The organism is Ideonella livida (assembly GCF_010499455.1).
Taxonomy (GTDB): domain Bacteria; phylum Pseudomonadota; class Gammaproteobacteria; order Burkholderiales; family Burkholderiaceae_C; genus Ideonella; species Ideonella livida.
In genome coordinates, this window is record NZ_JAAGOH010000020.1 from 18088 (window position 1) to 36295 (window position 18208).

The 18208-nt window shown below is 68.6% G+C and carries 18 protein-coding genes; 10 read left to right on the forward strand and 8 right to left on the reverse strand.

The window, feature by feature from the left end; genetic code table 11:
* Positions 1-26: 26 nt before the first annotated feature.
* Complete coding sequence (gene clpA / locus G3A44_RS15625) at positions 27-2336, reverse strand: ATP-dependent Clp protease ATP-binding subunit ClpA (protein ID WP_163458665.1); 2310 nt, start codon at positions 2334-2336, stop codon at positions 27-29.
* On the reverse strand, positions 2333-2689 hold the full coding sequence (gene clpS / locus G3A44_RS15630) for an ATP-dependent Clp protease adapter ClpS (protein WP_163458667.1): 357 nt from the start codon (positions 2687-2689) through the stop codon (positions 2333-2335). Before clpS ends, clpA begins: the two co-directional genes overlap by 4 nt.
* Before the next feature lie 200 nt (positions 2690-2889).
* Here clpS and G3A44_RS15635 point away from each other — a divergent pair, with 200 nt between their 5' ends.
* Entirely contained in the window at positions 2890-3123 is a 234-nt protein-coding gene (locus G3A44_RS15635) for a cold-shock protein (protein ID WP_163458669.1), read from the forward strand.
* Positions 3124-3278: 155 nt separating this feature from the next.
* The gene (locus G3A44_RS15640) at positions 3279-3908 is read left to right on the forward strand and encodes a UPF0149 family protein (RefSeq protein WP_163458671.1); all 630 of its coding nucleotides are present in this window, start codon (positions 3279-3281) and stop codon (positions 3906-3908) included.
* A 45-nt stretch (positions 3909-3953) separates the two neighbouring features.
* On the opposite strand, the gene G3A44_RS15645 is transcribed toward G3A44_RS15640, so the two are convergent.
* Both G3A44_RS15645 and G3A44_RS15650 read right to left on the reverse strand, forming a co-directional pair.
* Positions 3954-4835, reverse strand: coding sequence for a beta-1,6-N-acetylglucosaminyltransferase (locus G3A44_RS15645; RefSeq protein ID WP_163458673.1), 882 nt, complete (start codon positions 4833-4835; stop codon positions 3954-3956).
* Positions 4832-5176, reverse strand: a complete 345-nt coding sequence (locus G3A44_RS15650) for a 2Fe-2S iron-sulfur cluster-binding protein (protein WP_163458675.1) — start codon at positions 5174-5176, stop codon at positions 4832-4834. The genes G3A44_RS15645 and G3A44_RS15650 overlap by 4 nt, the downstream gene beginning before the upstream one ends.
* Positions 5177-5261: 85 nt before the next feature.
* On the opposite strand from G3A44_RS15650, the gene G3A44_RS15655 reads away from it, so the two are divergent.
* From G3A44_RS15655 to G3A44_RS15665, 3 genes are all read left to right on the forward strand, one after another.
* Positions 5262-6959, forward strand: a complete 1698-nt coding sequence (locus tag G3A44_RS15655) for an MBL fold metallo-hydrolase (protein ID WP_203561437.1) — start codon at positions 5262-5264, stop codon at positions 6957-6959.
* A gap of 143 nt (positions 6960-7102) precedes the next feature.
* The gene (htpG, locus tag G3A44_RS15660; protein ID WP_163458677.1) at positions 7103-8983 is read left to right on the forward strand and encodes a molecular chaperone HtpG; all 1881 of its coding nucleotides are present in this window, start codon (positions 7103-7105) and stop codon (positions 8981-8983) included.
* Between the two features lie 284 nt (positions 8984-9267).
* Positions 9268-10722, forward strand: coding sequence for a cell envelope integrity TolA family protein (locus G3A44_RS15665; RefSeq protein ID WP_163458679.1), 1455 nt, complete (start codon positions 9268-9270; stop codon positions 10720-10722).
* A 43-nt stretch (positions 10723-10765) separates the two neighbouring features.
* On the opposite strand, the gene G3A44_RS15670 is transcribed toward G3A44_RS15665, so the two are convergent.
* Both G3A44_RS15670 and G3A44_RS15675 read right to left on the reverse strand, forming a co-directional pair.
* Complete coding sequence (locus G3A44_RS15670; protein WP_163458681.1) at positions 10766-11851, reverse strand: serine/threonine protein kinase; 1086 nt, start codon at positions 11849-11851, stop codon at positions 10766-10768.
* A 52-nt stretch (positions 11852-11903) separates the two neighbouring features.
* Positions 11904-12575, reverse strand: a complete 672-nt coding sequence (locus G3A44_RS15675) for a GNAT family N-acetyltransferase (RefSeq protein WP_163458683.1) — start codon at positions 12573-12575, stop codon at positions 11904-11906.
* A gap of 337 nt (positions 12576-12912) precedes the next feature.
* Between G3A44_RS15675 and rplM the strand changes: the two genes are divergently transcribed.
* The 5 genes from rplM (at position 12913) to erpA (ending at position 15537) form a co-directional block, all read left to right on the forward strand.
* Positions 12913-13341 (forward strand): 50S ribosomal protein L13, encoded by a 429-nt coding sequence (gene rplM, locus G3A44_RS15680; RefSeq protein ID WP_163458685.1) that lies wholly within the window; start codon positions 12913-12915, stop codon positions 13339-13341.
* A gap of 10 nt (positions 13342-13351) precedes the next feature.
* The gene (gene rpsI / locus G3A44_RS15685; protein WP_163458686.1) at positions 13352-13744 is read left to right on the forward strand and encodes a 30S ribosomal protein S9; all 393 of its coding nucleotides are present in this window, start codon (positions 13352-13354) and stop codon (positions 13742-13744) included.
* 143 nt (positions 13745-13887) lie between these two features.
* Complete coding sequence (locus G3A44_RS15690) at positions 13888-14595, forward strand: DUF6776 family protein (protein WP_163458687.1); 708 nt, start codon at positions 13888-13890, stop codon at positions 14593-14595.
* A 95-nt stretch (positions 14596-14690) separates the two neighbouring features.
* Entirely contained in the window at positions 14691-15119 is a 429-nt protein-coding gene (locus G3A44_RS15695; RefSeq protein WP_163458688.1) for a bactofilin family protein, read from the forward strand.
* Between the two features lie 37 nt (positions 15120-15156).
* The gene (gene erpA, locus G3A44_RS15700) at positions 15157-15537 is read left to right on the forward strand and encodes an iron-sulfur cluster insertion protein ErpA (protein ID WP_163458689.1); all 381 of its coding nucleotides are present in this window, start codon (positions 15157-15159) and stop codon (positions 15535-15537) included.
* A 115-nt stretch (positions 15538-15652) separates the two neighbouring features.
* On the opposite strand, the gene G3A44_RS15705 is transcribed toward erpA, so the two are convergent.
* Positions 15653-16801 carry an anhydro-N-acetylmuramic acid kinase gene (locus G3A44_RS15705; RefSeq protein ID WP_310734391.1) on the reverse strand — a complete coding sequence of 383 codons (1149 nt, stop codon included), beginning with the start codon at positions 16799-16801 and terminating at the stop codon, positions 15653-15655.
* Positions 16798-18183, reverse strand: coding sequence for a M23 family metallopeptidase (locus tag G3A44_RS15710; protein ID WP_163458690.1), 1386 nt, complete (start codon positions 18181-18183; stop codon positions 16798-16800). Before G3A44_RS15710 ends, G3A44_RS15705 begins: the two co-directional genes overlap by 4 nt.
* Positions 18184-18208 lie beyond the last annotated feature (25 nt).

Below are 18208 nucleotides of genomic sequence, written 5' to 3' on the forward strand. Positions count from 1 at the left end.
CTCTTGGCGGGGCGTGAGCCCAATGGTCAGGCGGCGGCGGCCTCGGCCTTGGGCTTGTCGCCGCTCTTGCCGGCGGGCTGGATGTCCAGCTGCACCTGCCCCTCGGCGTCCACATCCACCTTCAGGCGGCCACCGTCGGTCAGGCGGCCGAACAGCAGCTCGTCGGCCAGCGCGCGGCGGATGGTGTCTTGGATCAGGCGCTGCATCGGGCGGGCGCCCATCAGCGGGTCGAAGCCCTTCTTGGCCAGGTGCTGTCTCAGGGCGTCGGTGAAGGTGACGTCCACCTTCTTGTCGCCCAGCTGCTGCTCCAGCTGCAGCAGGAACTTGTCCACCACGCGCAGGATGATCTCCTGGTCCAGCGCCCGGAAGTTCACGATGGCGTCCAACCGGTTGCGGAACTCCGGCGTGAACAGGCGCTTGATGTCGGCCATCTCGTCGCCCTTTTCGCGCGCCGTGGTGAAGCCGATGGTGGACTTGGTCATGATCTCCGCGCCCGCATTGGTCGTCATGATGATGATGACGTTGCGGAAGTCGGACTTGCGACCGTTGTTGTCGGTCAGCGTGCCGTGGTCCATCACCTGCAGCAGCACGTTGAAGACGTCCGGGTGCGCCTTCTCGATCTCGTCGAGCAGCAGCACGGCGTGCGGCTTCTTGTTGATGGCCTCGGTCAGCAGGCCGCCCTGGTCAAAGCCCACATAGCCCGGCGGCGCGCCGATCAGGCGGCTCACCGCATGCCGTTCCATGTACTCCGACATGTCGAAGCGGATCAGCTCGATGCCCAGGATGTAGGCCAGCTGCTTGGCCACTTCTGTCTTGCCTACTCCAGTGGGGCCGCTGAAGAGGAAGGAGCCGATCGGCTTGTCGGGCTTGCCCAGGCCCGAGCGCGCCATCTTGATGGCGGCCGACAGGGCATCGACGGCAGGGTCTTGACCGTACACCACGCTCTTCAGGTCACGGTCCAGGTTCTTCAGCTTGCTGCGGTCGTCGCTGGAGACGCTGGCCGGCGGGATGCGGGCGATCTTGGCCACGATCTCCTCGACCTCGTTGCGGGTGATGGTCTTCTTTTGACGGCTCTTGGGCAGCACGCGCTGTGCCGCGCCGGCCTCGTCGATCACGTCGATGGCCTTGTCCGGCAGGTGACGGTCACCGATGTACTTGGCCGAGAGCTCGGCCGCCGCCTGCAGGGCCCCCAAGGCGTACTTCACGCTGTGGTGCTCCTCAAAGCGGGACTTCAGTCCCTTGAGGATCTCCACCGTCTGCTCCACCGTCGGTTCGACCACGTCCACCTTCTGGAAGCGCCGCGACAGGGCCGCGTCCTTCTCGAAGATGCCGCGGTACTCGGTGAAGGTGGTGGCACCGATGCACTTGAGTGAGCCGTTGGACAGCGCCGGCTTGAGCAGGTTGCTCGCGTCCAGCGTGCCGCCCGACGCGGCACCCGCCCCGATCAGGGTGTGGATCTCGTCGATGAACAGCACCGAGCGCGGCTGTTCCTTGAGTTGCTTGAGCACGCCTTTCAGGCGCTGCTCGAAGTCGCCCCGGTACTTGGTGCCGGCCAGCAGGGCACCCATGTCCAGCGCGTAGACGGTGGCATCGGCCAGCACGTCGGGCACCGTGCCCTCGGTGATGCGCCAAGCCAGGCCCTCGGCGATGGCGGTCTTGCCCACGCCTGCCTCGCCCACCAGCAGCGGGTTGTTCTTGCGGCGCCGGCACAACACCTGGATGACCCGTTCGACCTCATGCTCGCGGCCGATCAGGGGGTCGATCTTGCCGTCGCGGGCCTGCTGGTTGAGGTTGGTGGTGAACTGGTCCAGCGGCGAACCCTTGGCGTCACCAGACTCTTCCTTGTCCTGTTCGTTGGACGGGGTTTCACCGCTGTTCTTGGCCGGTTCCTGGGAATCGGCTTTCTTGATGCCGTGGGCAATGAAATTGACCACGTCCAGCCGGGTCACGCCCTGCTGGTGCAGGTAATAGACGGCGTGGGAGTCCTTTTCACCAAAGATGGCCACGAGCACGTTGGCGCCGGTGACTTCCTTCTTGGCGCCGCCAGTGGACTGGACGTGCATGATCGCCCGCTGAATCACGCGCTGGAAACCCAGGGTCGGCTGGGTATCGACCTCTTCGGTTCCGCCCACCGTGGGGGTGTTTTCGCGGATGAAAACCGTCAGGCTCTTGCGCAATTCCTCAATATTGGCGGCGCAGGCGCGCAACACTTCGGAGGCGGAGGGGTTGTCCAGCAGCGCGAGCAGCAGGTGCTCGACGGTGATGAACTCATGACGCTGCTGACGGGCCTCGACGAAGGCCATGTGCAGGCTGACTTCAAGTTCCTGGGCAATCATGCTGCCTCCATAATGCATTGAAGCGGGTGACCGGAACGGCGAGCAGCTGCAAGCACCAATTCCACTTTGGTGGCGGCAATGTCACGTGAAAAAACACCGCACACCGCTCGACCCTCATGGTGAATCTGCAGCATCACCTGAGTGGCCTTTTCAATGTCCATGCGGAAATACTCCTGCAGGACCATGACGACAAATTCCATCGGGGTGTAATCGTCATTGATCATCACCACTTGGAACATACGGGGGGGTTTGGTACGCGCGGCCAGGCTTTCCTCGACGACAGCGCCCTGCCCCTGGTCGGGGGGGAGTACCGGCCGGGGAGGCGTGGGAGGCTTGGGGCGACTGGAAGCCATGAGAACCAGTATAGCGAGTTGCTTTTCTTGGGGCGGGCGTAGGAGATGGACTGTGTTTTGCCGCCGCAAGCCCCTGTGTGGCGTGCGCGCCGCAGACCGATGCTTCATCGGGCGGGCATCGTCAAAGTTGAGTATTGACGAGAAGCCAAGGCCTTTCAAGAATTGTGCCAATCTTCACGTACACAACAGGGAGCAAGAAGATGCAGGCCTCAGGAAAGGTCAAGTGGTTCAACGACGCCAAGGGCTTTGGCTTCATTGAGTTGGACAACGGTGGTGGTGATGTGTTTGCTCACTTCTCTGCCATCCAGATGGACGGTTTCCGCACCCTGCGCCAGGGCAGCCGGGTGACCTTCGATCTGGTCGACGGGCCCAAGGGCCTGGCGGCTGCGGAGATCCGGCCGGAGCCGGCCACGGAGCCCCAGAGCGTGGGCTGAGTCCCGCAGGGCTGGCGGCGGGCCATTTGCCTGCCGTCTCATCGCTGACAATCCTTGACAACCGCCCGCGTCGCCGCGCGGACAGGCGGAGCGCTTGCGTGCGCCCGCTTTCCATTTTTTGAGGCGCCGCTGGCGCATCACCGCAAGGATTGCCCATGGAATGCCCTGACTATCAACCCGATCTCGCCACCTCCGCCCTGGATGAGGTGGCGCTGGACGAGCTCGACACCCTGCTGCAGGGGCTGGAGGCCACCGGTGGCATGCCCAGCCTGGATGCGCTGGACGGCTACGTCACCGGCCTGTTGACCGGCCCCCGGCTCGGCTGCAGCCTGCCGGGTCGCGATTGGATGCCGGCGGTATGGGGCGGGGCCGACCAGGAGGCGCGGGCCTTTGCCAGCCAGAAGCGTCGCAAGCGCCTGATCACCCAGGTGCTGCGCTACATGCGGCAGGTCGATGCGGACCTGGCGGGCGGCGCGTTGCACTGGGAGCCGGTGTTCAGCATGGCCGAGGATGGCGACGGGCGCGAGTGGGTGGATGCGCGCGACTGGTGTGCGGGCTTCCTCTCGGCGGTGGATCTGGATCCCGCGGCCTGGCAGGCCTGGTGCGCGGAGCAGGCCATCGGGGCCGAGCTGTGGGCGCCCGTACGCCAGCTGGCCGGGGACGGCGAGCTGGCGTCGCCGGAAGAACCCGAGGCCGTGGACGCGCTCAGCCGCGCGGTCCCGGCCCTGGTTGACGCGCTGGCCGGGTTGTCGGCCGACGAGGCCGGGGGCGAGGCCGAGGCCTGAGGCTGGCAGGCCGGGGCGCCTTGAGGCGTGCGCCCGGGCCTTGCCTCAGCCGCCGGCCGCGTCCAGCGCCTGGTCCAGCCGATCCAGCAGCGCTGCCGACAGCACCGGGTCGGTCTTGCGCACGAAGAATTTGCCGCTGGCAGCAATGGTGGGCCAATCCTCCAGGGTCAGGGTCTTGGGCCCGGGTTGCACCGTCCAGTCGATGTGGTGCAGGTTGCCCTTGCAGCGCGTGGCGAAAGGGCTGTGCGCCAGCAGGGTGGTGTAGACGGCTTCGTCGGCGTTGCGGGTGAAGCGGAAGCGTTTGCGCCAGTAGGGTTCGCGGGCGTATTTGGTCGACACCCAGGTCGCCGCGGCCCGGCTCAACACCCACCAGGTGGAGCCGACGTGCAGCGGCAGTCGCACCGGGGGTTGGGTCAGTTTCTGGTCCCGCACGAAGTCCCCGAGGTATTGCCGCAGGCTCTGCTGACCGTCGGCTTGGACCGCCGCGCCACGCGGATTCAGCCATTCGTGGTCCATGAAATGGAAGCGGTGGTAGCGGTTCCAGAACCGGTGCTGCTCATCGATGGCGCGGTAGCCTATGTGCTCATGCGCGCTGGTGGCTAGATATTGGCGCAGCGCGCTCAGGGGGCGGCAGGGGTAGCAACTGGCGCTCAGCAGGGCCAGGTGCTCCACCGCGGGGTCTTGCAGCGCGGCTTCGATGAGGTGGGTCGCGGCGTCCACGAAGCCGCTGCCTGCCCACCACACGCGCTGGCGGGTGTCCAACCAGCGGATGCCTGGCAGATCGGCCAGGGCCGCCTGGAAGGTGGTGGCGTCGGCGCTGGCGTCCAGGTGGATCCAGCAGCCGTCTCCCTCGCGGGTGAGCTGCTGGCACAGCCGCCGCAGCGCCTGTGGATGCTGGTGGGCGAGGATGAGAAAGGCAATGCTCATGGCGTGCGAGTGTCCCCCGAGGGGGGCAGCAGCCGGCGCGCACGGGGCTGGATCAGGCGGACATCCCCCCAGGTTTCGGCCACGCAGGGCAGGATCCACCCTTGTGCCCGTTCCTCGGCCAGCACGCCGGGCCAGTCCACACGCCAGTGCACCTCGCCGGCCTCCAGCTGGCACAGGCAGGCGCGGCAGGTGCCGTTGCGGCAGGAGCGTGGCAAGTGGATGCCCGCGGCCTGGGCCGCTTCCAGCAGGCTTTGGCCGGGCGCCACCGGTGCCTGCCAGCCCGAGGGCAGCAGGGTCAGGGTGGCCGGTGCCGTCTGTGCACCTGGGGAGGACTCGCGCATGCCGTCAGCATGCCATGCATGGCGCCAGGGCGTCAGGTGGCGCGCCGGCGCGCTCCTACACTGCGCCGCCGAGGAGACACCGACCATGATGATCGAGCCACCAAGTGACGAGGAGCTGGAACGGGATGCCCAAGGGGCCCGTCGGGCCGCCTCGCTGATCCTGCTGCGGGACGGCGCGCAGGGCCCGGAGGTGCTGATGCTGCGCCGGGCCGAGCGTCCCGGAGACTTGCGCGGCGGTGTCTGGGTGTTTCCGGGTGGGGTGCTTGATGCGGTCGACGCTACGCTGGCCGACCGCACAGACGGACCGGACGACGCCAGCTGGAGTCGGCGCTTCCAGATGGCCGGTGGTGCCCTGGACCATGCGGTGGCCGCGCTGCGGGAGACCTACGAGGAGGTGGGCCTGCTGCTGGCCGGCCCGCCTGAGCGCGTGCCCCTGGCACTGGCCCGTCGCGCCCAGGTGCGCCGCGGGGAGGACTTCGCGCAGCTGTTGTCGTCGCTGGACCTGACGTTGCACACCTCGGCCTTGCTGCCGTTTGCCCACTGGCTCACGCCACCGGGCATTGCCAAGCGCTTTGACACCCGGTTCTTCATCGCCCGGGCGCCCTCGGACCAGCTGCCGCAGGTGGATGCGGCGGAGGCGCTGGCCCTGGACTGGCTGCGTCCGGCCGATGCCCTGGCGCCGTCGGCCGGCCTGAAGCTGCTCCCGGTCACCCGGGAGACGCTCCGTGACCTGGCCCGCCACGCCAGCGTCCAGGAGGCTCTGGATGAGGCGGCCGCCCGCCAGCAGTTTGTGCGGCAGATGCCGCGCCAGGCCCGTTACGAGGGAGGCGCCCGTTTTGTGCTGCCGCATGAGCCGGCTTGGGCCGAGATCGGGCGGCTGGACCCCTTGGGTCGTGGTGACCAGTTCCTGGACCTGGTGCCGCTGCGGCGGGTGCGCCTGTCTCCCCGGGTGGAGCGGCTGACCTGCGGCAATGGCTCGGTCATGACCGGGCCGGGAACCAACACCTACTTGATCCGGGACCCGGCCGGCGAGCAGGTGGCGGTGCTCGATCCTGGCCCGTTGGACGCGCACACCGAGGCCCATCTCCAGGCCGTGCTGGCGGCGGCGGCGCAACCCGCCGTGCCGGGGGGGGCGGCGGGCCGCATCACCCACATCCTGGTCACCCACACCCACCGGGACCACTCGCCCGCGGCGCGTCGGCTGCAGGCGCTGACCGGCGCGGCCCTGGTGGGGGCGGTGGCCCAGGATCCCACCTGGCAGGACACCGATTTCCGTCCCGACTGGACCCCGGCCGACGGCCAGGCGCTGACGCTGGGGCCCGACTGCACCCTGCAGGCCGTGGCCACACCCGGCCACGCCAGCAACCACCTGTGCTGGTGGTTGCCGCAGGAGGGGCTGCTGTTCACCGGCGACCACGTCATGCAGGGCTCCACCGTGGTCATCAACCCGCCTGATGGCGACATGGCGGCCTATTGCCGCTCGCTGCGGCGGCTGCTGGACCTGCCGCTGCGCTGGCTGGCGCCCGGGCACGGCTTTCTCATGGCCTCCCCGCCGGTCGAGGTGGGCCGCCTGCTGGCGCACCGCCAGGTCCGGGAGGCGCGGGTGCTGGCGGCGCTGCCACGCGGCGAGGGCGCTACGCCGCAGGCCTTGGTGGCGGCGGTGTATGGCGATGTGCCCGCCAGCCGGCATGGCCTGGCGGCGCGCTCCCTGCTGGCTCACCTGCTCAAGCTGGAAGCGGAGGGGCGCGCGCGCCGCGACGGTGAGGCCTGGCGGGCGGCCTGAGCGGACTGCCGCGAGGAGAACGGCCGGGGGGGGCTTGAAATCCGCCGCCGCAGCCCCAGTTGAGCGGTCTTGCGGGGTGGCGCGCAGCCGTTGCCCCGTGCCGGCGATGGTGCCGGTTCTCCCACCCTTGACGAACAGATCCCATGAGCAAGCAGACCCATTCCTTCCAGGCCGAGGTCAAGCAGATCCTGCACCTGGTCACCCACTCGCTGTACTCCAACAAGGAGATCTTCCTGCGCGAGCTGGTGTCGAATGCCTCTGACGCCTGCGACAAGCTTCGCTTTGAGGCCCTGGACAACGCGGGCCTCTACGAGGACGCGCCGCAGCTGGAGATCCGTGTGCTCTTCGACAAGGAGGCGCGCACGCTGACCATCCGTGACAACGGCATCGGCATGAGCGCCGAGGAGGCCGCCTCGCACCTGGGCACCATCGCCCGCAGCGGCACCCGCGAGTTCATGGCCAAGCTCGAGGGGGAGCAGCGCAAGGATGCCAACCTGATCGGCCAGTTCGGTGTCGGCTTCTACTCGGGCTTCATCGTGGCGGACCGCATGACGGTGGAGACCCGCCGCGCGGGCCTGCCCGCCGAGGCCGGCGTGCGTTGGAGCAGCGAAGGCACCGGCGAGTACGAGCTCGAGCCCCTGACCAAGGCCGGCCGCGGCACCGATGTGATCCTGCACCTGCGCGAGGAGGAGGCCGAGTTCCTGTCCACCTGGAAGCTCAAGTCCATCATCAGCAAGTACAGCGACCATCTCTCCCTGCCGGTGCTGATGCGCCGGGAGACCTGGGACGCCGAAAAGAGTGAACAAGTGCTCACCGAGGAGTGGGAGACGGTCAACAAGGCCGCGGCCATCTGGGCACGCAGCAAGAGCGACATCACCGACGCCGAGTACCAAGACTTTTACAAGCAGATCAGCTACGACCAGGAAGCCCCGCTGGCCTACACCCACAACCGGGTGGAGGGACGCAGCGAATACACCCAGCTGCTCTACATCCCGAAGAAGGCCCCCTACGACCTGTGGAACCGCGACAAGCGCGGTGGCGTCAAGCTCTACGTCAAGCGTGTCTTCATCATGGATGACGCCGAGGCGCTGATGCCGACCTACCTGCGCTTCGTCAAGGGCGTCATCGACTCGGCCGACCTGCCGCTCAACGTCAGCCGTGAGCTGCTGCAGGAGAGCCGGGACGTGAAGGCGATCCGCGAGGGCTCGACCAAGCGGGTGCTCAGCATGCTGGAGGGCCTGGCCCACAGCGACGATGCCGCCGACAAGGACAAGTACCTTGCGTTCTGGCGCGAGTTCGGGGCCGTGCTCAAGGAGGGCCTGGGCGAGGACCATGCCAACCAGGAGCGGCTGGCCAAGCTGCTGCGCTTTGCCTCCACCCATGCCGACGAGGGTGTGGGCCTGGCCGATTACGTGGGCCGCATGAAGGAGGGCCAGGAGGCCATCTACTACATCACCGCCGACACCCTGGCCGCGGCCAAGAGCAGCCCGCAGCTGGAGGTCTTCCGCAAGAAGGGCATCGAGGTGCTGCTGCTGAGCGACCGGGTGGACGAGTGGATGCTCAGCCACCTCTACGAGTTTGACGGCCACAGTCTGCAGAGCGTGGCCAAGGGCTCGGTGGACCTGGGCAAGCTCCAGGACGAGGAGGAGAAGCAGAAGGCCGAAGCCGCCGCCGAGGCCTTCAAGCCGGTGCTGGAGCGGCTGAAGACTGTCTTGCAGGCCCGCGCCAAGGACGTGCGCGTGACCTCCCGGCTGGTGGATTCGCCCGCTTGCCTGGTGGTGGAGGATGGGGCGATGAGCGCCCATCTGGCGCGCCTGCTCAAGCAGGCCGGTCAGGCGGCCCCGGCCGCCCAGCCCATCCTCGAGGTCAACCCCGAGCATGCGTTGGTCAAGCGCCTGGAGTCTGACCCGCGCTTTGAGGACCTGGCCCAGATCCTCTTCGACCAGGCGGTGCTGGCCGATGGCGGGCAGCTGGAGAACCCGGCCGAGCACGTCCAGCGCGTCACGCGTCTGCTCTGCGCCTGAGCGCTCTGCCAGCCTGGCCGGCGAACCGGCGGCGGAGCGGATTCCCGGCGGCTGTGCCTCGCTGATCGATGGCCCGCGCGCCGGTGCGTGCCGCGCCGGGCCTGCTGCACAATCGCTGCACGGGCGGCGGTGCTTGAGACGCTGCTGCCCGTCCCGTTCCTGGTGGTGCCAGGCGTGGCGCCGGCGCTTCCGGGGCCCGCGGCCGGCGTTCCCAGGCCTCCAACGCCCCGCCAGCCGGCGGCCCGTCCGCGGCGGGCGCGGCAGGTGGAACCGCCCAGCGCCCCATGGCCAAGACCTGCATCGTGCATGTCGGCATGCACAAGACCGGAACCTCGTCGATCCAGCAGACGCTGTTCCGCAACGCCAGCCTACAGGGGCTGCACTACGTCGACTTGGATACGCCCAACGCCAGCTACCCCATGCTGCTGGCCTTTGCGGAGCGTCTGGAGGGCCTGCCCTACTACGGCCGCCTGGGTACACCGCTGTCGGAGTTGGAGGTGCTGCGCCAGCGGATGCGCGACACGCTGGTCAAGGAATTGTCCAAGCCGTTCGAGCGCTTCCTGATCTCCGGCGAGGAGATCTCCAAGATGTCGGAAACCGAGGTGCGGGCCATGGCCGACCTGCTGCGCAGTTGCGTGGACGAGGTGCGGGTCGTGGCCTATGTGCGCGACGTCAAGGGCTACATGGAGAGCGCCCTGCAACAGCGCCTCAAAGGGGGTAGCCTGGACCTCGGGCGTCGCATGCGGGTCCTCTATCCCGACTACCGTGATCGGTTCCAGAAGTTCGAGACGGTCTTCGGCCCGGACCGGGTCAGCCTCTGGCCCTTCCGGCCCGATGCCTTCCCCGAGCGCTGCGTGGTCCGAGACCTGGCCGCCCGTCTGGACTTCCGCTTGGACCTGGGGACCATTGTCCGCAGCAACGAGAGCATGTCGGCCGAGGCCGCTGCGCTGCTCTACTTGGTGCGCAAGTGGCTTCCGCCGCTGCCCAAGGGGCAGGACAGCCTGGCCGGTGAGCGCAAGCTGGTGCGCGCCATCTCTCATCTGCCCGGGCGCAAGCTGCGGCTTGCCCCGCAGACCGTGCTGGAGACGGCAACGCCGCAGGCGGATGACCTGGCCTGGATCGCTGCGCGCGTTGGCCAGGAGCTTTTGCTGCCCGGGGTGGCTGGCGAAGGCGACCTGCGCGATGAGGAGGATCTGGTGGCCTTGGCGCGCTCCTGCGTGCCGTGGCTGGCCGGCCAGCTGGGTGAACCGCTGGCCACTGACATGAGCGTCGAGGATCTGGCCTGGTGCCTGGCGCGGCTGCGCAACCTCCACTGTCCCCAGGCACTGACGACCCGCGATGCCCTGCAGGCACATCTGCAGCAGCAGGAGTTGGACCGGCTCCAACGCCGCCAGGCCCGCAAGGCCCGGCAGGCGGCGCTGCAAACGCCGGTGCGCCGTGGCGGTCGCCGGAAAGCCGTCGAGGCGGCGGGCGTTCCCGCCACCCCCGAGCCCCCGGCAGCGCCGGGCGAGCGCGTGAGTGAGCTGCTGCAGCAGTTGCGCGCCGACTTCGCCAAGCCGCCCCGGACCCCGGCCGAGGAGCGCGCGGCGCGGCAGGCCGAGCGCGAGCACAAGCAGGCCCTTCGGGCGCAACGTGAAGCCTCCCGCGCAGGTCGCCAGGCTTTGCGGGATGTCCGCAAGGCCGAGCGCAAGGCCCAGCGGCAGACCTCGCCGGCGGGTGACGACGCCGGCGGCGCCTGAGGCTTCGGCGACCTCTCGACGCCCAGGGCAACCCGGGGGGGGGTCAGGGGGCCATGCGCTCCACCTGCTCCCACAGCTCCGTGGCCTGTTGCGCCCAGTAGCCGGGCGAGCCGAACCAGGGAAAGGCCCGCGGGAAGGCCGGATCGTGCCAGCGACGGGCGATCCAGGCGCTGTGGTGCAGCATCCGCAGCGTGCGCAGGGGCTCGATCAGGCGGAGTTCGGTCAGGTCCAGGTCGCGCACGCTCTGGTAAGCCTCCACCAGCCGGTCCAAGGCCGTGCCCGCGCTGTCCCGGTCGCCCGGCAGCAGCATCCAGAGGTCCTGGATGGCCGGACCCGTCAGGCAGTCGTCCAGGTCCACGAAGTGCGGGCCCGCCTGCTCGCCCTCCTCGCGCCACAGCACATTGCCGGGGTGGCAGTCGCCGTGCAGGCGCAGCTGGCGCAAGCCGCCGGAGGCCGAGGACACCTCGTCAAACACCGCCTGCGCCGCTTCGAGTGCGGCCTGGCTCGCACGCAGCCAGCCGGCATCCAGCTCCGGGCGCACCAGGCCCTGGTCCAGCAAGGCTTGGCGGGCAGCGGTGCCGAGCGTCTGCACCGTCAGCCGGGGGCGGTGCTGGAAGGGCTCGCGGGCCCCGACCCGATGCAGGCGCGCCAGCAGCCGGCCGGTCCAGGCCAGGGTGCGCTCGTCTTCCAGGTCAGGGGGGCGGCCGGCACGCCGCCGGCTCACCGCGAAGCGCCAGCTGGGGCCCTCGGGCAGTTGGACATGGCCCAGCGTGCCCTGTTGGCCATCGCGGCACACGCCTGCGGCGGCATCCTCCGCGGGCAGCACGAGCGGTGGCACCACGGGCACCTCCTCGGCGGCCAGCGCCAGGGCGAAGCGATGCTCCTCCCGCAGCTGCGCATCGCTCCAGCGTTCCGGCCGGTAGAACTTGACGACGACGACTTCGCCCTCGTCCAGGTGAACCTGCCAGACACGGTTTTCATAGGAGTTGAGCTGCAGCAGCCGGCCATCCGGGTGGAAGCCGGCATGCCACAGCGTGTCCAGCACCACCTGGGGGTCCAGGGCGGCAAAGGGCGCCACAGACGTCGGGTGGGCGTCCTGTGCGGAACGGGGAAAAGGGGTGTCGGGCATGGCGGCATGGTAGCGAGCTGCCCGTCGTGCACGCGCCCGGCGTGCGCTCGCTTCACTCGAGACGGTCGCGTCGCACCTTCTCCACCTGCTGGCGCACGTCGGTGAACAGGCCCAGCAGCGCATCCACCCGCTTGGCCCCCAGCTTCACCTGGTAGTCCAGCTCGGCGGCCTGGTCCTCAACCAGCGCCTCCAGGTGCGAACCCAGCGTCATCGGCGGCAGCCGAAGCTTGGCTTCGGCTTCCGAGCCTTCGCGCACGACCTGGGCGCCCGCGTTGCGGGCGATGCGCAGCATGGCCGCGTTCTCGCTCAGTGCGTGGATCACCAGGGTGTCGACCTGCCGGTTGCGGGCATGCAGCATGGCATGGCCGAACAGCCGCGCCCCATAGCCCCGGCCGCGTGCGGCCGGCACCACGGACACACCGAACTCCGCGGCCGGCGCCTCCTCCGGCAGCGGCTGCAGGTAGGCCAGGTGGGCCATGGCAATGATTTCCAGCTTCCGGTTGAAGATGCCGAATACCTCGTCCCGGTCAAAGCTGATCATGTCCACGTAGCGGGCGACCTGCGCGTCAGAGGCGCTGTAGCCGAATCGCAGGTAGCGGTCATGGGGCGCCAGCGCCATCAGGTGCGACAGGATGCGGCCGCGGTGGCGCTCGACCAGACTGCGGATGGGAATCCACCGGAAGGTCGGCGGCGTCTTGGTCTCGGGGGCGGCGGCTTCGGTCATGGCGGTGCCTCCAGGGCGGAGGAAGGACGGCACAGTCCGTGCCGCGGGATGAGGATTGAGGGTTAACCCTTACAGCATTGTAAGGAAGGCTGATCGAAGCCGCAGGGCGTGAATGTGGGGGGATGGGCCGGGATGGGGCCTGTTCTCCTGCAGAGCGGGCCGTGTATACTCCGACGTTTCCCGTTGTTGGCGGGGAGTGGTGCATGCTGGCTCAGGCTGGCTTAAGAGGGTGCACCCGGCGAGGCCGCATGCCCGGATTCCATCCGGGGGACAAGCGGTTCCAAAGGGGCACTTCGCGCTGCAGACAGCCGACATTCTCATTGCAAGAGTTCTGCTCATGAAGACCTTCAGCGCCAAGCCGGCCGAGGTGACGCACGAGTGGTTTGTGATTGACGCCACCGATAAGGTGCTCGGACGTGTCGCCAGCGAAGTGGCACTCCGTCTGCGCGGCAAGCACAAGGCCATTTACACCCCGCACGTGGATACCGGCGACTACATCGTCGTGGTCAATGCCGACAAGATCCGTGTCACTGGCAACAAGGCCAACGACAAGATCTACTACCGTCACTCTGGCTTCCCGGGCGGCATCTACGCCACGAAGTTCAAGGACATGCAAGCCAAGCACCCCGGCCGCGCGCTGGAGAAGGCCGTCAAGGGCATGCTGCCCAAGGGCCCGCTGGGTTATGCCATGGTCAAGAAGCTGAAGGTGTACGCCGGTGCCGAGCATCCGCACACCGCCCAGCAGCCCAAGGCGCTGGAAATCTGAGGAGCGCTGAATGATCGGTAACTGGAACTATGGCACCGGCCGTCGCAAGTCGTCTGTCGCCCGCGTCTTCCTGAAGAAGGGCACTGGCCAGATCGTCGTCAACGGCAAGCCGGTGGACAAGTACTTCGGCCGCCAGACCTCCATCATGGTGGTCAAGCAGCCGCTGGTGCTGACCGAGAACGTCGAAGCTTTCGACGTGCAGGTCAATGTGCACGGTGGCGGTGAGTCCGGCCAAGCCGGCGCCGTCCGTCACGGCATCACCCGTGCCCTGATCGACTACGACGCAGCCCTGAAGCCGGCCCTGAGCCAGGCAGGCTACGTGACCCGCGATGCCCGTGAGGTCGAGCGTAAGAAGGTCGGTCTGCACGGTGCTCGTCGCCGTAAGCAGTTCAGCAAGCGCTGATCGCTGCTGCCAGGGCTCAAGGCCCTGGCGACACCTTGCAAAGGGCCGCTTCTGCGGCCCTTTGTCATGGGGACGCCGCCTCAGGGGTTGGGTCAGAATCGACGGTCCACCCTTGCCCCTCTTCTTTCAGAAAGGCCCGGCCGATGCGCTGGAAGCTGTTTCGCCGTCGGCTGTCGATCTCCGCACCACGCATGATCGTGCGCAGCCATCTGCCCTGGCCGTTGCGCTGGGCGGCGCTGGCGGTCATGCTGGGCTTTTCCGGCGCGCTCGCGCTCTGGGCTTTTGAGTTCGGCAAGGACATCGCGGGCGTGGACCGTGGCAGCCGGGAGGAAGTGGTGCGCTTGCACGAGGAGCTCTCGCGTCTTCGCGATGACCGGGACCGGGCGCAGTCCATTGCCAACACGGCAGAGAGCCTGCTCAAGACGGAGCGTGCCTCACAGGAAAAGCTGGCCGAGCAACTGCGTCAGGTGGAGGCCGACAACCTTGCCCTGAAAGCCGATCTGGGCTTTTTTGAACGCCTGCTGCCGGCGGCGGGCAAACCCGGGGGACTGCAACTGCGCGGGGTGCAGGTTCAGGCGGATGGCGCCGGGCTGCGCTACCAGGTCCTGGTGACGCAGGCGGCCAAGGCGGCTCCATTTGCCGGAAGGCTGGAACTGCAGCTCAGTGGAACGCAGCAGGGGCGCCCCTGGAGCCTGACCCCGGCCGAGGCGGCCAGGACCCTGCAGGTGAAGTCTTACGCACGCCTGGAGGGCCACGTCAGCCTACCTGCGCAGACGGTGGTTAAACTGGTGCAGATCGCCGTGCGCGACGGCGCCGGTGCAGTGGTGGCCACCGAATCGGTGCGGCTTTGACGCACGGGCCACGCCCGGCACCGTGCGGCGACGGGCGAATGACGTTGGGGCCCGCGGCGCATGACCGGGGCAAGGCAAGACACAGGAGAGCGGCCATGTGGTTTGGTAAGCGCAGGAAGCAACCGCCCATCCGAAGCCTGATCGGCGAAGGCACCGTGGTGCGCGGTGAGGTGCAGTTTGAGGACGGCCTGCGGGTTGATGGCGAGATCGAGGGCGACATCGTCGCTACTGGCGCGGCCAGCCTGCTGGTGATCAGCGAGAATGCCCGCATCCGTGGCAAGGTCAGTGCCGGCCATGTGATCATCAACGGTGAAGTGTCCGGACCGGTGGAGGCGCTGGAGCTCCTGGAGCTCCAACCCAAGGCCCGGGTGGTGGGGGATGTGCACTACGGTGCGCTTGAAATGCACCAGGGCGCCACGATCCAGGGGGCCTTGTGCCCCCGGTCTGCCGGGCAGGAGACGCCGGCCCTGCTGGAGAACGGCGCCAAGCCGGTCCTCAAACTGGCGGCGTCCAACGAGGCCTGAACACCGGGCCGGTTTGAACAAACTTGGAAGGAACGACATGAACGCAGTGGCCGAAACCCTGGCTCCCGAAACCGGCACCGAGGGGATGCCCGCTCCGCTGATCTTCACCGATGCCGCCGCCGCCAAGGTGGCTGATCTGGTGGCCGAGGAAGGTAACCCTGACCTGAAGCTGCGCGTGTTCGTGCAGGGCGGCGGTTGCTCGGGCTTCCAGTACGGTTTCACCTTCGATGAGATCGCCAACGAGGACGACACCCAAATGTCCAAGAACGGCGTCACGCTGCTGATCGATGCCATGAGCCTGCAGTACCTGGTGGGGGCGGAGATCGACTACAAGGAAGACCTGAACGGCTCGCAGTTCGTCATCAAGAACCCGAACGCCACCACCACCTGTGGTTGCGGCTCGAGCTTCTCCGCCTGATGCGCACTGCGGTTTGAGGCAGGCGCGGGCCGGTTCCCGTCTGCTTACGCCGAACAAGAGGCCGCCTGAGGGCGGCCTTTTGCATGGCGCTCTTGTCGCCGGTCCGACGCCGGGCTCAGGCCGGCGTGAGGCTGCCCAGCAGGCGGGGGCCACGCGCCCCGGTGACTTCCGGCAAGCTGGCCGGCACGCGCCGGCACAGGGCACTGGCCAGCCAGGCGAAGGCGGCGGCCTCCACCTGCAGTGGCGGCAGGCCTTGGCTGTCGGTGCTGCGCACCGGCAGGCCGGGCAGGGCCCGGCGCAGCCGCGCCATCAGGTCATCGTTGAGGGCGCCGCCGCCGCACACCAGCAACTGCGCGCAGTGAGGCGCCTCGCGCCGCAGGGCCTGGGCCGCGGCCTGCGCGCTCAGCTCGGCCAGGGTGGCCTGCACATCCTGCGGGACCAGTGTCAGGCCGTCCAGACGGGCCGCCAGCCAGCCCTCGTGGAACAGGTCACGGCCGGTGCTCTTGGGCGGCCGCCGTGCGAAGAAGGGCTCAGCCAGACAGCGCGCCAGCAGCGTGGCATGGACCTGCCCGCCGGCCGACCAACGGCCCGCGGCGTCATAGGCAGTGCCCAGGTGGCGTTGGCACCAGCCGTCGAGCAGGGCGTTGGCCGGGCCGCAGTCAAACCCTGTGACCGGGCCGTCTGGCGCGGTGCTGTGGGCCGCCGCCGGCGGCAGCAGGGTCAGGTTGGCGATGCCACCCAGGTTGAGCACCGCACGGTGTTCCGTCGCCCGGCCAAAGACCAGGGCATGGAAAGCGGGCACCAGCGGTGCGCCTTGTCCGCCGGCGGCCAAGTCCCGAGGGCGGAAGTCGTGGGCCACGTCGATGCCGGTCAGCTCCGCCAGCAGGGCCGGTTGGTTGAGTTGCAGTGTGTAGCCCAGCCCATCGAACTCCCCAGGGCGATGGCGCACCGTCTGGCCATGGCTGCCGATGGCCCGGATCTCCCGGGCGGGCAGACCAGCCCGCGCCAGCAGTTCGTCCACCACCTGCGCCTGCAGCCGGGTCAGGGCGTTGGCGGCCAGGGCAGCATGGTGCAGCTCATCGGCGCCCGGGCTGTTGAGCGCCAGCAGCGTGGCGCGCAGGGCCTCCGGCATGGGTCGGTGGGCATGGGTGAGCACCTGCAAGCCGCCGGTCGCGGGAAGGCGGGCCAGGACGCCGTCCACCCCGTCCAGCGAGGTGCCCGACATCAGGCCGATGAACAGCTCGCGCGGGTCTGGCGTAGTCACTCGAAGCGGGTGGCGCCGCCGTCCACCTGTGCGGCCAGGGCCAGTTCGGCCTGGCGCTGGCGTGCCAGATCCTGGAACCGGTTCTTCTGGGAGGCCTCGAGTTTCAGCGTCTCGGACTGCCGGGCAAATTTCAGCGGGTCCTGATGCTTGCCGTTCACCCGCACCTCGAAGTGCAGATGGGGGCCCGTGGCCCAACCGGTGGCGCCGACCGCGCCCACCCGTTGGCCCTGGTCCACGCGTTGCCCCTTCTTCACGTCGATTCGGCTCAGGTGGGCATAGAGGGTGGTGCGTTGGTTGCCGTGGTCCACCATGACCACGTTGCCGTAGCCGCCTTGCTGTCCGGAAAAGCTCACGACGCCCTGGCCCACGCTGCGTACCGGCGTGCCGGTGGGAGCGCCGTAGTCGGTGCCCAGATGGGCCCGCCAGGTCTGCAGGATGGGGTGGAAGCGCATGGCAAAGCCCGAGGTGACCCGGGTGAACTCCATGGGGCTGGCCAGGAAGGTGCGCCGTTTGCTTTCGCCCTGCAGGTCGTAGTAGGCGCCGCGGTTGCCCTCGCCAAACCAGACGGCCTGCACTTGGCGGCCCTTGTTGACGAACTCGGCAGCCAGCACGCGGCCGGCGCCCTGGGCCCAGGGCGCCGGTTCACCATCGGCGCTCAGGCTCTCGTAGACCACGCTGAAACGGTCGCCCTTGCGCAGCTCCCGATGGAAGTCGATGTCCGCGGCGAACAGCTCGGCCAGTTGCGAGGCCACCTTGTCGGGCAGTCCCGAAGCGTCGGTGGCGGCAAAGAGCGAGCTCTGGATGGTGCCGCTGCCCAGCCGCACGCTGGCCTGCAGGGTGCCAGTGGACAACTCGCGGTGCCAACTGCCGTCGGTCTCCCGATGGAGCTGCAGGCGTTCGAAGCGGTCTGGCGTGTCGGTCAGCGGCGCGCGCACCACCAGGCTGTGTGGCTGGCCGTGCCGATCCACCTCAGCCTGCACCAGGCGGCCGGCGCGGCCTTCGGCCAGGCGCCGGAGGTCCTCGTCGCGGCGCAGCGTGGCGATGGCCTGCGGGTCGGTCACCCCCAGGCGGCGCAGCAGGCCGTCCAGGCTGTCCTGGCTGCGGGTGACCTCGGTGCGAAACAGCCGCAGGCTGCTGCTGGCCAGGGCCTCAAGCTGGGGTTCGGCCGCCTCAGGGGCCACGGCTTCCACCACCAGCCGCTGAGGCAGCTCGGCGGCGTCAGGGGCCAGCGGGGCGATGCCGAAGGCAGTGATGCCGTAGCCGGCCAGCAAGGCCAAGCCGGCGGCGCTGACCTGGCGGCGGTGACGGCTCAGCCAGTCTTGCAGCCGGGCGAGGGAATGTCCGGGAGTGGAGATGTCTTGCACAGGTCCCAACGATGTCATGGTCACCCGGGTCGCGCAGGCGCCC